12 protein-coding genes are annotated in these 14,771 nt (G+C 42.2%); 3 read left to right on the top strand and 9 right to left on the bottom strand.

Going from position 1 to position 14,771, the window contains the following annotated elements:
• Positions 1-123 precede the first annotated feature (123 nt).
• Entirely contained in the window at positions 124-1,182 is a 1,059-nt protein-coding gene (locus tag DK188_RS10770; RefSeq protein WP_111670821.1) for a TolB-like translocation protein, read from the top strand.
• 199 nt (positions 1,183-1,381) lie between these two features.
• On the opposite strand, the gene DK188_RS10775 is transcribed toward DK188_RS10770, so the two are convergent.
• Together DK188_RS10775 and DK188_RS10780 are read right to left on the bottom strand one after the other, a co-directional pair.
• Positions 1,382-3,097, bottom strand: a complete 1,716-nt coding sequence (locus DK188_RS10775; RefSeq protein ID WP_111670822.1) for an amidohydrolase — start codon at positions 3,095-3,097, stop codon at positions 1,382-1,384.
• 195 nt (positions 3,098-3,292) lie between these two features.
• On the bottom strand, positions 3,293-5,377 hold the full coding sequence (locus DK188_RS10780; protein WP_111670823.1) for a T9SS type A sorting domain-containing protein: 2,085 nt from the start codon (positions 5,375-5,377) through the stop codon (positions 3,293-3,295).
• A 93-nt stretch (positions 5,378-5,470) separates the two neighbouring features.
• Between DK188_RS10780 and DK188_RS10785 the strand changes: the two genes are divergently transcribed.
• Together DK188_RS10785 and DK188_RS10790 are read left to right on the top strand one after the other, a co-directional pair.
• Positions 5,471-6,766, top strand: a complete 1,296-nt coding sequence (locus tag DK188_RS10785; protein WP_111670824.1) for a UDP-N-acetylmuramoyl-tripeptide--D-alanyl-D-alanine ligase — start codon at positions 5,471-5,473, stop codon at positions 6,764-6,766.
• A gap of 63 nt (positions 6,767-6,829) precedes the next feature.
• Positions 6,830-7,507, top strand: coding sequence for a DUF2461 domain-containing protein (locus DK188_RS10790; RefSeq protein ID WP_111670825.1), 678 nt, complete (start codon positions 6,830-6,832; stop codon positions 7,505-7,507).
• A gap of 39 nt (positions 7,508-7,546) precedes the next feature.
• On the opposite strand, the gene DK188_RS10795 is transcribed toward DK188_RS10790, so the two are convergent.
• The 7 genes from DK188_RS10795 to htpG all read right to left on the bottom strand — a co-directional run bounded on the left by DK188_RS10795 (position 7,547) and on the right by htpG (position 14,616).
• Complete coding sequence (locus tag DK188_RS10795) at positions 7,547-8,371, bottom strand: Cof-type HAD-IIB family hydrolase (protein ID WP_111670826.1); 825 nt, start codon at positions 8,369-8,371, stop codon at positions 7,547-7,549.
• Between the two features lie 19 nt (positions 8,372-8,390).
• A complete protein-coding gene (locus DK188_RS10800; RefSeq protein WP_111670827.1) occupies positions 8,391-8,831 on the bottom strand; it encodes a hypothetical protein in 441 nt (146 codons plus the stop codon).
• Positions 8,832-9,012: 181 nt separating this feature from the next.
• Positions 9,013-10,068, bottom strand: coding sequence for a BF3164 family lipoprotein (locus tag DK188_RS10805; protein ID WP_111670828.1), 1,056 nt, complete (start codon positions 10,066-10,068; stop codon positions 9,013-9,015).
• A gap of 93 nt (positions 10,069-10,161) precedes the next feature.
• Positions 10,162-10,926 (bottom strand): hypothetical protein, encoded by a 765-nt coding sequence (locus DK188_RS10810; protein WP_111670829.1) that lies wholly within the window; start codon positions 10,924-10,926, stop codon positions 10,162-10,164.
• Entirely contained in the window at positions 10,923-12,008 is a 1,086-nt protein-coding gene (locus DK188_RS10815; RefSeq protein ID WP_111670830.1) for a hypothetical protein, read from the bottom strand. The genes DK188_RS10810 and DK188_RS10815 overlap by 4 nt, the downstream gene beginning before the upstream one ends.
• A 64-nt stretch (positions 12,009-12,072) precedes the next feature.
• A complete protein-coding gene (locus DK188_RS10820; RefSeq protein ID WP_157963218.1) occupies positions 12,073-12,291 on the bottom strand; it encodes a hypothetical protein in 219 nt (72 codons plus the stop codon).
• A gap of 438 nt (positions 12,292-12,729) precedes the next feature.
• Entirely contained in the window at positions 12,730-14,616 is a 1,887-nt protein-coding gene (gene htpG, locus DK188_RS10825; protein WP_111670832.1) for a molecular chaperone HtpG, read from the bottom strand.
• Between the last annotated feature and the right edge of the window lie 155 nt (positions 14,617-14,771).

A 14,771-nucleotide genomic window follows, 5' to 3' on the forward strand; every position in this document is an offset into this window, starting at 1 on the left:
AGGGAAAATAGGGGATTTTTTTGGTGACATAGGGAGAATTGTGGCTAAGTGGGAAATTTTTTGCAATAGTGTAGCATTTTAGGGTTAGATTTTCGTTTCTTGACTAAATCTATCTATATTTCTATGAATACTTTAAAGGCAAAAATTAATCGATTTGCAGTATTTTTTCTGATTGTCTTTGGCATTTTTTCCTTAGGGGGTTGCCATTGGTTTAATGCCCCAAAGCACAGAAAAGCCTATTTTCCTTCCGAGGTGACAGCAATGGAAAGCTTAAATACGCCTTTCAATGATTACAACATGGACATTCAGATTCTTTTTCATGAAATGGACGTAATTTTTTCTTCTGACAGAAACAGTTTGCCGGGTTCTCTACAATATGATTTGATTGGAATAACTGTATCCTTTGCTTGGGATCAGCAGGAAGGAACGCTTTCAATGCAAGAGGTTTCGAGCTCAAGTGCGGGCGTTCAAATGGCGAAAAATCTCGCACAATCCACCCACACCTCTTTCAACGAAAGAGGGCCTTATTCATTTGGCACCCCAGAAAGTGGAAGCTATTTGCTGTTTAGCAGGGATGATCAAGGTTTTTTTACTGTTTATGCTAAAAAATTTCAGATTCCTTATTCAGTTAGCACCCCTCAGGAGATTTTTCCAGGTGAGAGTTCATTTAGAATCTTATCTGAATCCGGCAATGAAATGTATCCTTGCTTGTATGGTAAAGCTTTTGAAAAAGTCAATAATCTTGGGAGTAGAAATAGAGCAGAGAAATTGCTTCTAGCTTCCGATCATGAAGGAAGTTTTAATATTTATGAAATCGATTTACCAGAAAATCAGGAAGTAATGAATTTCCTTCAAAGTGAAGGCTTGAAGCAAGGGAAAAAGTTGGGAATCAACACGGAGTTTCAGGATCAGGCCCCCTTCATTAGTAAATCTAGGATGGTCTTTGCCTCCGATCGCCCCGGAGGTTTTGGAGGATTTGATTTGTATTATTCGGATTTTGATGGACAGAACTGGTCAATGCCAAAAAATATGGGCCCTGAGATTAATACCGAATTCGATGAGTTTCGACCAATCCTAGATCCCGCACCCTATTATGAAAATTCCATTTTACTCTTCTCCTCCAATCGACCCGGAGGCTTGGGAGGATTTGATCTGTATTTTGTGGGGGTTGATAAGTTTTAATAACAAAAGACCTGTCAGTACGCCTCGGCTGACTGACAGGTCTCTAACTTTTTCAGATTTTTAACTTTAGATTTCTAATTTCCAGGACTGCGTATTTTGACGGGAACTGCCATCCACTCTTGATCCTTCGACTTCGCTCAGGATGACAGGAATCGAAGGATCAGGCTGCCTTCGACTCAGCTCAGACTGAAAATACTGGCTACTGTGACTGCTTACTGAACACTACTTTCCCCCCCACCACAGTCATCTCCACCTTTGCATTAAGAATATCATTTTCAGGGATTTCCATGATATCTTTGTCAAAGACGGTGAAGTCAGCGGCTTTTCCTACTTCTATGGAACCCTTGAAATCTTCCTCAAACTCAGCAAATGCACCATCCAACGTATAGGATTTAAGTGCTTGCTCACGTGTCATTTTTTGCTCGGCTTCATAGCCTCCTTCGGGAAGTCCCTGAAGGGTTTTGCGAGACACGGAAGCGAAGAATGAAGGAATCGGATCAACAGGCTCAACTGGAGCGTCAGTTCCATTGGTCACCACAGCGCCAGTTTGCATCAGCGTCTGCCACACGTACGCACCGTCGATGATGCGCTTTTCGCCCAAGCGATCTATCGCCCAAGGTCGGTCCGAACTCAAGTGAATGGCCTGCATGGCTGCAATTACCCCCAATTGACCAAATCTCGGAATATCATCTGGATGCAAATGCTGAGCATGCTCGATACGGAATCGATGATCTTTAGCTTCAGGATTTTTGGCCAAAGCTGCTTCAAATCTGTCCAAAATCTCCTGATTCGCTCTATCGCCGATGGCATGTGCACAAACTTGGAAACCGAGTGGAATGGCTCTTTCAGAGACTTCTGTCACCACTGACATCGGCAAAGTCTCATGTCCACGATGACCGGGCTTGTCGGAATAATCTTCCAGCAACCAAGCTCCCCAAGGACCCAAAGCGCCGTCGCAGTTCAGCTTGATAGACCGGACCGTAAGAAAATGGTCGACCGAATCAATCATTGGCCCTCTTTGATACCATGCATCCAATAATTCAGGCTGACGGCCGGTAAGCATGATGTACATGCGGGAGGTGAGTTTGCCTTCGTTTTTAAACTTTTGCACCAAGTCGATCACGTCCTGACCCGAACCCGCATCATGGAAACTTGTAATTCCTTTTTCGGCAAGTTCCTTCAAAGCCAAGGTTAATGCTTCTTCTGCACGCTCTGGAGTCTCTTCAGGGATCAATTTGCTCACTAAAGTGGATGCCCGCTCGACCAAGACCCCGGTAGGGTTACCGAGTTCGTCGCGGAGCACTTCGCCTCCCTCGACTTCCTGCGTGGGTTTTTCGCTGCGCAAAGGGGTGATTCCGGCGAGTTCCATGGCCTTTTTATTCACAAAAGAAGCATGACCTGAGGCGTGGGCGAGGTAGACAGGATTATTGGGAGTCACGGCGGTGAGAGCATCGTGAGTTTGGAAGCCTTTGACAGTTTTGTCGGGCATTTGCAGCCATTTGTCCTGATGCCAACCCCGTCCGGTGATCCAGTCTCCGGGCTTTGCCTTTGCGGCAGCTTCGGCGACTTTCTCGATGAGCTCGTCGTAGGTTTTGACGTACATTAGGTCGATTTCCAACTTGTTGTAACCGATTCCCATCAGGTGTGCGTGAGATTCGATCAGACCGGGAGTCATGGTTTTACCCTGCAGGTCGATCACTTCGGTGGATTCGGTTACATAGGCTTGAATTTCTGCCGAAGTGCCTACGGCGAGGATCAATCCGTCTTTGACTGCCACGGCTTGGGCTTTGGGATTGGCTTCGTCGACTGTGTAGACGATGCCATTGATAAAGACTTGGTCGGCAGGATTTTCTGGGCCGGATTTACATGCCCATGCGAAAAGCGCTGCGAAAATGATTAGGGAGATATTCTTCATTGGATTTATAATTCTGTTTCTAAGCTAGATGTTTTGAGGGAGGTGGGCAAATGGGATTTTTTGAAAGGGAAGCTCTCACAGATTTCCACAGATAAAAATCACAGATGAACACAGATTTTAAAAATGATTTTTGTCAAACCTTAAATGGATTGTGAAGGTCTGTGCAATAAATCTGAGAAAATCTTTGGGATAGAATCACCTAACCAGCACCTTCTTCACTACCACTTTCCGATCTTCAGTTTCCAGTTGCAAAAAGTAAACACCGGGCTGAAGCACTTGTCCTTGGATCTCTACCTCACGATTGGCAGGAATTAAGATTCCATCCCGAAGGATCTGTCCCAAAGGTGAAACCAACCTTCCGCTTGCATTGACATTGGTGATGATTTTAAAGGAGCCAATCGTCGGATTGGGATAGACATTTACCAAGAATTCGCCTTCATTTGGAGTACTCGATTTGATCGAACTGAGATAGGTGATTCCTCCTCCACGGCTGCCAAGAATCAAGTCCACTTGATCGTCAAAAGTCGAAGGCAGCACGGTAATCCAAGTATTTCTTCCCAAGCGTGTTGGAAGATCTTGGTTGCCGATGCGGATCAAAACCTCCTCTCGGGCATCCGCAAACATGAAATTCGCAATTCGGACAATTTTCCCCTGTTGATCCACTGCATAGAGATCCGGATTGGCTTTGTTGACTACCGCGACACTTAGATTTCTATTGGCCGGATTGTCGGCAAATCCCAGAAAATCCTCCACCGAGGCGGCCACGGACCGGGTTTCAAGGTTGACCTCATGCAGGTCAAGACTTCCATTTTGCGCAGCCACCAGCAGGTAGTCTTTTCCCTGATACACAAAAAAGGTCAACTGATCCCCTACCCGTAAAGTGAGTCCGCTGAAGTTGATTTCCCTGATCGTAGTCTCGAAAAGCTCAGCCAAAATCTGACGTGGAATCCCATTTTCGACTTTTGTCGCCACGATCAGTTGTTGGTAAGAATTTCTGCTGTCATTGAATTCCAAAAGCTGCAGATCCAAGAGATTTTCGTCTCGGAGCTCGAGCCAATCCTCCTGCTCCAACACAAAAGAGTCCCCGTCAAAGGAGAGCCGAAAAGCCTCAGCTGCCACTTTCCCATCTTCAGTGACATTTGCAGTCAGCTCCAATCGACCGGAAAAGCGATTTCCTGAGAAGAAAGGCCTGACATTTTCTCCCAAATCAAAAAGCTGATCTTGAAGAATCGGGTTGATCTCTCCGGTATTTTTCTCCAGCTTGACTACCGAGTTGGCAAAATCAATCCCATAGTTTGCGGCAGCTTCATTGGTATTGAGACTGATGACCAAATCATCTTCAATAAACTGCCCAACATGAAATCGCTGGAATGCCGGTAGCATTCCGAATTCGGGCAATTCGAGGGAAAACGAGCTAAAAAGCGGTTCGGCAGCTGTCCCTAAATTGGGCAAAAAATAAAGCGTACTGCATTCGTCTCTTCCCAAAAGCAAATCTGGAATACCATCTCCTGAGAAATCTTGATACAAAATACTATGTCCGCCCGCATGCTGGATTCGGGAATTTTCACCGATTCTGGCCCCAGTATCCAGGGGCCTGCCATCGCAGGTTTGTCCCCAACTGAATTCACCGCAGGCGCAAAACTCAAAATTCCCCCAATGCCGCAGCGGAAAAGCGAAGCCATCGATATCCGGAGTTCCTTTACGCTCTACAGAGGTATTGCGGTAAAACTCCAGGTAATCCCCCTGAGCAAAATTGAAAATCACCAAATCCAAATCTCCGTCACCATCAATGTCTTGAAGTAGCGGCGTGTCTAGATTATTGGCCGGAATATTATTGGCGCCGTCGAGCCGGAGGAAGTTTTGTGCCAAAGTCCAGGAAATCTGAGTCCCTTGGGAAGTGTTGCGGTAGGCACGAATCCCCAAAGGAGTCGAGGTGAAGAGGTCTTTTTTCCCATCCTGGTCAAAATCCGCCAAAACCAAAAATCCACTGATATCTGCCGGAAATAGGTAGCTGAGCTCAGGTCTCAGGCTGAAGTTTTGTCCATTTTTCTCAAAAACCTGAAGTTGACGGGAATTGATATCCCAAATCACCCAATCCTCTACCCCATCGTTTGTCAGGTCCATGGTCTGAATCTGTGCCGAGTTAATGCCTTGAGAAAAAGGATTCGGAATCGCATCGCCGTTGACTAGGATTGATTTTTCTTGATCAAATTCAAAAATCGTCTGCGAAAAAGCGGTGAAGCTGATGAAGAAGAAAAGTAAAAGCAGCGTTTTTTGCATGAAGAGCGTATATCTAAACTCTAAAATAAAACGAAAGAGCTTCCTCAAAGATGTGAACGATTCCGTTATTTTGTCAAATAATTATTTCTAAAGATGCATCTTTCCATTCTCTATGACCTGTATCTGAAAAGCACAGGAATCAGTACCGACACCCGTAAAATCGATGCTGGAAATGTCTTTTTTGCCCTAAAAGGGCCTAATTTCAATGCAAATGAGTTTGCGGCTAAGGCTTTGGAAATGGGCGCTTCGGTCGTGGTCATCGATGATCCCAAATTTTTCATCGAAGATGATCAGCGGTATTTCATCTGCGAGGACGTCTTGACTACCCTCCAAAAGTTGGCAAATCATCATCGGCATCAGCTTCAGATTCCGATCATCGGGCTGACGGGATCCAATGGAAAAACGACTTCCAAGGAGCTTTTGCATGCGGTTTTGAAACAAAAATTCACTACGCTGGCCACCATCGGAAACCTGAACAACCATATCGGAGTCCCGCTGACTTTGCTTCGAATCAAACCGGAGCATGAAATCGCCATCATTGAAATGGGAGCCAATAAGCAGGGTGACATCAAAGAGCTTTGTGACATCGCCGAACCGACTCATGGCTTTATCACCAACATCGGCAAAGCGCATCTTGAAGGAATGGGTGGACCTGAAGGGGTGCTAAAAACCAAAACGGAACTGTTCCAGCACTTACGCGAGAATAAGGGAACCGTGTTTATTAATTCTCAGGACCCGATTTTGTCCAATATGGCCAAGCGATTTGAGAATCCGATTCTTTATCCGGCCAAAGGCGATTTCTGCGAGGTGAGTTTCCTTGGAGCCGATCCTTTTGTGAAATTTTCGGTCGGCGGTATGGATGGCGAGCATCTTACGTCTTTGATTGGAGCCTATAATTTTGGAAATATTGCCAATGCACTGACGATCGGGAAGTTTTTCGGAGTGGAAATTGAGAAGGCCGTAGCTGGAATTGTGAATTACAAACCTGAAAACATGCGCTCCCAGCTGATCGAAAAGCGCAGCAACCTGATCATTCTAGATGCATACAATGCCAACCCGTCAAGTATGGAAGTGGCCATCCGGACTTTTGGGCAAATGACTGGAAAAACGCACAAAATGATCATTCTCGGCGATATGTTTGAGCTAGGGGAGCATGCGGAGGCTGAGCACCGTAGGCTGGGAGAAATCGTGAGCGAATATCCGATTGACAAGGTGTGCTTCACCGGGAAGCTGATCGTGTCTGCGCTGGAAAAAGCACCAAAGGCACTCTATTTTCCTGATCCATTTTCGTTCAGAAACTGGCTTCAGGACAGTCAATTGGAAGATTACCTGATCCTGATCAAAGGCAGCCGTGGAATGAAGCTCGAGGGATTGGTGGATTTTATTTGAAACATGTAATTATCCGGCGGGTTAATATTCATCATTCCTAATTCTCAATTTTAAATTTCAACCATGCGCCCCTACCTCGATTTTCTCTCAGCCTTAGCTCAAAACAACCACAAAGACTGGATGGATGCCAATAAGAAATGGTACCTGGAAACCAAGGATCGATTTCTGGAAGATGTGGCGGTTTTGCTGAAGGAACTGAGTGAGGTGGAGCCCGAACTTTCGGCATTCAAGCCGAAAGACTGCATCTTTAGACAAAACCGGGATGTGCGCTTTTCGGCAAATAAAGATCCCTACAAAACAAATTTCGGAGCTTATTTTTCTCCCGGGGGGAAAAAGTCTGCAGGCCCTGGATATTACTTACAGGTTCAGCCAGGGAACTCATTTCTAGCAGGAGGAATCTGGATGCCAGAGGCTGATACGCTGAAGAAAATCCGAAAAGAAATCGACTATAGTGGTGCCGAACTCGCTCAAATCGAGAATAACCCGGAATTCAAAAAACTTTTCAAGGGAATCGAAGGTGACAAACTTAAAACCAGTCCCCGGGACTACGAAGCGGACCATCCTTACATCGAGTACCTCAAACTGAAAAGCTTTACCGTATCTCATCCGGTATCGGACAAAGCCGTGGAATCCGGAGCATTCGTGACGTTTGCGCTGGATGGCTTTCGCAGGATGAAGCCTTTCAATGACTTTCTCAGACAGGCGATCGAAGAGGTAGAGGATGGATCGGGAATATTATAAATTTGGATTTCGAAGTTCTGATTTCGGGTTTGGAAAATCTCAAATCTTAAATTTCAAATCACTAATTCTCTCCAACGTCGCTGCCACTCCGTCTTCTTTGTGGTGCAAGGTGATTTCTTTAGCCACGGCTTTGACTTCTGGCCGGGCATTAGCGACAGCGACTCCCCAGCCTACGCTTTGGAGGAGATCGATGTCGTTGTAGTTGTCTCCGAAAGCAATCACTTCTTCCATTCCAAAATCATAAGCATGCTGCAGGAGCAGCTTAAGGCCGGTTGCCTTGGATATCTTACGAGGAGCGATTTCGATATACGTGTCTTTGGATCGGTAGAGGTGGAGTTCGCTGGCATGCGCTAGATGCAGTTCACCAAAAAGCCAACTGATCTCGTTCGAGTCGCCCATGACCATGACTTTGTGTGCGCCTTTATGGTCTTTTGCCCAAAGGTCCAAGACAGCTTCCGAAGCCATCCAAGTCGGATTCACTTTGGTATTTTGGATTTCCCGCTTGGCCCAATAATCATCCTTGGACTCGTACCAGTTTTCTCCCTGGTAGAGACTGACATGAATCTCTGTTTTACGGGTCATTTCGATGATTTTTGCCACCAGAGGCAGGGGAATCTCGACCGAGTCAAGCACATTTCCGGCACTATCCAAAACAAATCCCCCATTGTAAGCAATCAGTGGTTGCGCTGGTCTTCCCAAGTCAAGGAGTAAATGTCGCATGGCATCCGGCATTCTGGAACTGGCCAAAATCACCGGAACTTCATGAGAGATCTGGCTGATGATCGATTTCAGCCTCGCAGACAAATCACGGTCTGAATTGAGGAGCGTCCCGTCAATATCGGAACAGATGGCTTTGATATGCATGGAATAAGACTGGGTAGTTTCAGTTGGAAGGGGGAATAAAATCCGCAACTTCAAACGTGTATTCCTGCATGGCTATGTTTTCCGGATTGGCAGGATCGGTCTGGATAAACTGGACAGTAATGATTTGGTAATTGTCAGACTTTTCAAAATCACCCAGATAGATTTCGGCGCATTTTCTGGCCAAAATTTCAGGCTGATTGCCCAAAATGAGGGGGTCTCCGTTTTCCAGTTTCAAAAAAATGGTCGATTCAGTCGAGTCTTCCAGAGTGGACTGACTGAGATTTACACTCATGGATTGAAAGTTGCCCATGGCCCTGATTTCATCGGAAGGCATAAACCCCGCTCCCATGAGGTTTTCCATCCCACTCATGGCAAGTTTGGCAAGATCTTCCGGCTCACAGGAGCAGGAGCTCAAAACCGCAAGACAGATCGAAATAAGAACTAACTTAAATTTCCTCATGAGTTAAGGTAGAAAATACAGCTACAAATTCATGAAAAAATGGCAAGAGCCCTAATCGATAGTCAGAAAAGTGAGTTGCTTTATTCTGGGCGAAGTAATTGAATCGGTATTTTGAGCCATCATTGGAAAATGTACTCCTACTCGAATAATCAGAGGTTCTAAAGTGGGAAACAAAAAAAAATCACTTCAAATCAAACTTAAATAGATTGGCCTTTCCGTCATCCACATATCCAATGATGTATTGATCATCTTCATGGACAGCAATGTAGTTGAGTTCTCTGTCCAGATTTAGAATTTTTACTGCATTTCCTTCCCAATCATAGACCAGAATCCGATTGCTTTTTTGTGGGAACTCGTATTCCCACGGCTTATCTTGATAGAGTACATAGATGAATCTACCGGATACTGTGGTACTAAGGTTTCCGAATCGGTTTTCTTTTTTTATCGTGGCGCTGGCAGATCCTCCTGAGGATTCATCTTCAAATTCCGTGGGCCAATAATGAAGCGATCGATAAATTTCAGCCTTTCCTAGATTATTCAACCGGATCAATTCCATGTTTAATGAAAATGGTGACGAACTTAATAAGAGTGGCTCTTTTGGGTTTTTATAGAATCTAGGTTGATAAGCCATGACTAAGGTCTGCATAGACACATGGCTGAATTCCTCGTAAAAAGGAAAGTTTCCAAAATCCGAGACAATCTGTTTACCTTCAATTTGAGTGTAGGGCTGTTTGTAAAACCCATACCCGATAAATTTCCCAGAGTCAATTTTTGCAACAGAAAGATGCGAATTATCAAATCCCTCAACGACAGAATAGGGACTGGGATCTTCTATAGAAAAAATAATACTGTCAAGTAGGTATTCCTTATAAACTTGTTTCTTGCTTTCATTAATTCCAATCAGGTTTGAATTTCCTGAGGTATGATTAATGTTGGTCAAGGTTGAAAATTCATTAGGACCTTCTCCTCGTTTGCCAAATTTTTTCAAGAATCTGTCGGAAGGAACATCAATAACCTTGTATAGGTAATCCTTTTCTAAGTCAAGCACCACTAAAACTTCATGGAAAAGAATCATGTCCTCTACTCTTTTAAGTGAGTCGGAAGCTTGTAGAGGCGATGAATTTAAAGCTTCAGTCGCAGTAAATTCAAGTATGGGATCCTTCCTAGAAGACTCTATCTGGCCACAGGAAAAAGTCAAAATCAAAGGAAATAGCGCAAAAAATGAAGAAATTTTCATGAGTTTAAATGATGCTTGCAAGAAATAGCCTAGTTAGGAAGCCAAAAGAACGACTAACCTAAATAGATGATATTCAATTAACAAAAGGATCTATTAGTTTAAAAATTTACTTAATTCAATTTTCTTAATATCCCCATTTAAATCACGCCTAAAAAGCGATAAATTAAAACTAAATATATCCCATTGGTATTCAACCCCCCCTTGAAGTTTCACCTCATTGATGTTAACTAAATTTGTGTCCAATATATAAACTATCAATTTAACTTCATCCAAAATATAGATGTTCCCATTCCTATATAATATTGTTCTATGTGGAGGATAAATAAAATGCTGAGGATCTAGGAAGCCTGGATATTTCATTCCTACTAAAATTTCCCTATTTCTTTTACCGCCTTTTAAATAAAGCTTATACGATGTTCGATTATATGAATCGTAGAAAAGCGTTAAATCATCTATTTTGAAAATGAGGTTTTTAGAAATATTTGTACCAAAGGAAGGCTTATCAAATGGAGAAATCAGATTTTCAGTCAATTTAAAAATTTTCTTATCTACAACTTTTATCTTGACAAGATTTTCAGGTCCCAATAAAACTAAAAATTCTGATTGAGTAATTCTCCAAATAGATGAAATAGAATAATCAAAAATCATTTCATCCAAAACCAAACCATTGGATTTTAATCGAATAGCAATTTCTAGCGGAACTCTTGCAGGATTGGAGTGAGAAGTGGTAATAACAGAAACCAATTCAAGATTACCATTGATATCAAATTTAAAATTTTCTTTATCTTTTTGTATTGGTTGAAACAAAATACCTTCAAAAAAAAGGATTGTTAAGCCGAAAATTAATTTAAAATTCATATCTCAATTAAGTCAACATAAGCATTATAAATGAAAAAATCTTCTCCAAGATAATTTTCGCATATTCCAGACAACAGAAATCCTGTGGGTGTTGACAGTGCAAATGCCCAATCCGAATTATAAATATCACTTACTTCAATTTCTTCAAGCTTTTCAAGGTTCTTATCAAATAAAATTACAGAATATTTTCTATCACAAGCATCCTTTGAATTAACAGATAATTCATGAATTACAATTCTAGAAAAAATATCTAAATCCTTATGATATGAAATCGGCCCGTATTTGTTAGAATAATAAAACAATTTAAAAACCTCATATCGATCTTCACGATCAGAAAAAGGTGCTGGCAATTTAAAAATATTACTTTCAACTTTTTTTGATTGAAAATCCTTAAAATTATTAAGATTGTATGAAATCAATTCATCGCTCAATGGATACCCAATAATTAATTTATCTTCATATATCAGATTAAACGGGACTTGAAACTCTTTCGGATAATTTCCTCTAGCGTCCAAAATTTCTTTAGGATAAGTTCCAAAGAAATCAGTTACTTTCATTTGATTAAAATCATAAACCGCAAATGTTGTTAACTTTTCATCTATCATTTCCTTTTGAAAGTATGAAAGGTCTCCTTTTGTTAGAGAAACGATCATTTTTGAAGGAGAAATAAAATGTCCGCTTGATTTTCGATTATCAACTATATAATAATCAGAAAGATTAAGAGGATAGAATGTTGTCTTTCCATCAGCGAATTCTATAAATCCATTTCTTTTTTCCGAATGCCCTATAATCGAATTTTTAAATGGATTTAATGAAATAGTGCCTATATCATTCACCTCATATTCTGGAAATTCAATGATAGAATCACGGGAAAAATCATTTTCATTTAAAACCAATATTTTGTTAGATACATTTGTCACTAAGGCTGAATTATCCCACTTAAAAGTGGTGGAAAACTGTGTAGAAAATTCAATTGGAATTGAAGTATTGAACTTGTTTTTCAATACTACTTTATAATTGTTTGTTCTTTTTCCTTCGCATCCAACTATAAGAAACAGGACAAATAGAAAATATTTACTCATATAAATCATTTAGAAACACCTGCCCTCTGAGGACAGGTGATATTTGGTTAGAATTAATCTCCAATTATGGAGCTATTACCGGTGCAGGAACTGATTGGTACGTACCTATTGTGCAAGAACCAAATATTGTTTTTTCGCACTTCTCTACTGCATAAATTTCACCGTTTAACACAATGGTATCTTTAAATTTCCATTCACCCTTATCATCAATAACTTGACTAGTTGAGTTTTCTGAGATACCGACAAAGCAAAGGAATAAAAAGGGGAAAATAAGTTTTTTCATGTTTTCAAAGTTTTTAAAATTTAACAAATTGATTAAAAAGCTCGCCGCGCGATGAACTTGAACTAAATATCCCCCCCCCAGTTTCAAAAAGTCAAGACTTCAACTGAAATTTATTTTTCATGAAATCGTAACTAGTTGATTTTCAATGAAATTATTTTTAAATTCCTAGTTGAATTCAATTTTCAACTTGTTGGTATACAGTGAGTTGTTTAAAAGTTAAATTATAGTTTCAAAAATTAGATTTTTGCTAGAAATACCCACAAAAAATCCCCGACAAGTAGCCGGGGATTGAGTGAACCTTTGATTATAACTTTTCAACTTTGCTACCACTAACGGATAAATTTTGGAAAGCAGAAAGTGTGTCAGTCCGAGCACCCGGCAGACGTGAGTCTGACGGTTCGAGGACCCTTCGACTCCGCTCAGGGTGACATAAGACTATTAAATCATCTCCACACTTCTTTTCACAAAGGCAGTCAGGTCTTTGCCCGTCAGTAGCCCTTGTGAAAGCAATGCCAAATCAAAGGCCTGCTTAGCCAGTCGCTCTTTCTCTTCTTTAGACTCAGCTTTCAGTACTTTATCTACCAGAGGATGGTTGCCGTTGATGGCGACTTTGTAGCTGTCAGGTAAGCTGCCGTAGAAGCTCATCGGGCCACCGCCGGTCTGTGCCATATCCTTCATCCGACGCATCCATTCTTCCATCGTGATGGTTACTGGCATCTCTTCCGGACTCAAACCCTCCACCTCCACGGTGTAGTTTTTGTTGTTGATGGCCTTTTCGAAGAGTTCTTTCACCGATTTGCTTTGCTCTTCGGTCAGCAGATTAGCATAGGCTGAATCAGTTTGAATCAGTTTCTCGACTACATCAGCATCCACACGCTTCAATTGCGTCTTCTCCAACTTGGTCTCCAAGTGCTGGATAAAGTGGCTGTCGATCGGTGAATCCAATACCAAGACATCAAAGTCCTTTTTCTCCACCGACTGAATAAAGCCATCCTGCTTATTCAGGTCAGTCGCGTACAAGAAAATCGTCTGCTCGTTTTTGTCCGTTTGGATTGCTTTTACCTTCTCACGGTATTCATCCAGGGTATAATACTCATTCTTTGTATTTTTCAGCAGGGTAAATTCCTTGCCTTTTTCATAGAATTTATCCTCGGAGATCATGCCGTACTTCACAAAGAGACCTATATCATTCCACTTTTCTTCGTAAGCCTTGCGGTCTTTTTTGAAGAGTTCGGAAAGTTTGTCGGCTACTTTTTTGGTGATGTAGTTGTTGATCTTCTTCACGTTACCATCGGCCTGCAGGAAGCTTCGGGATACGTTGAGCGGAATGTCCGGAGAGTCGATCACCCCATGAAGTAGCATCAGAAATTCAGGAACGATGTCCTTCACCTCATCGGTGATAAATACCTGGCGGCTGAAAAGCTTGATTTTGTTGCGCTGCAGCTCGAATTCGTTTTTAACCTTCGGGAAATACAGCACTCCGGTCAGGTTGAACGGATAATCCACATTCAGGTGAATCCAAAACAGCGGATCCTCGCCCATTGGATACAGGCTCTTGTAGAATGCCAAATAATCCTCGTCTTTCAGATCGCTTGGTGACTTGGTCCAGATCGGAGAAGTGGTGTTGATGATGTTGTCTACCTCGATAGACTTCCACTTTTTATCGCCTTTGTCATCGACTCCGTCTTCTACTGATTCGGATTTTGTGCCAAACTTGATTGGCACAGGGAGGAACTTGCAGTATTTGTCCAGGATTCCCTGCAGCTTCCATTTGTCGAGGAATTCTTCAGAATCCTCGTTGATATGAAGAATGATATCGGTACCGCGGGTTTTCTTTTTACCTTTTTTAATTTCAAATTCGGTACTGCCATCACAAGTCCAGATGGCTGGTTCGGCTCCATCTTGATATGAAAGCGTGTGGATTTCCACATTTTTGGCCACCATGAATGCAGAGTAGAAACCCAGACCAAACTTACCGATGATCTCATTGGCGTCTTTGGCATCCTTGAATTTCTCTACAAATTCAGTTGCACCGGAGAAAGCAATTTGATTGATGTATTTTTTGATCTCTTCGGCAGTCATCCCGAGACCTTTGTCGGAGATGGTGATGGTTTTCTTTTTCTCATCAAAAGCCACTTCGACAGTCACATCACCTAGTTCGCCGGTGTACTGACCTAATGTCGCTAGTCGTTTGATTTTCTGGGTGGCGTCTACTGCGTTGGAGACGAGTTCCCGAAGGAAAATCTCATGGTCGGAATAGAGGAATTTCTTGATAATCGGGAAAATGTTCTCGGTATGGATCGAGATCGTGCCTTTTTCCTGCATGGGTATAAATCGGTTTAGTAAAACACAAAATTTGACAAGAGGGTGTTATCAATGCCTGTTCCAAGTGGAAAAAAGTGACAAGATGACAGAAAAAGTGAGATACGCTGCGCGAAATAAAAAGGAAATAAGCTACGCAAAATAGAAATAAGCCATCC

The organism is Algoriphagus litoralis (assembly GCF_003259255.1).
GTDB classification, from domain to species: Bacteria; Bacteroidota; Bacteroidia; order Cytophagales; family Cyclobacteriaceae; genus Algoriphagus; species Algoriphagus litoralis.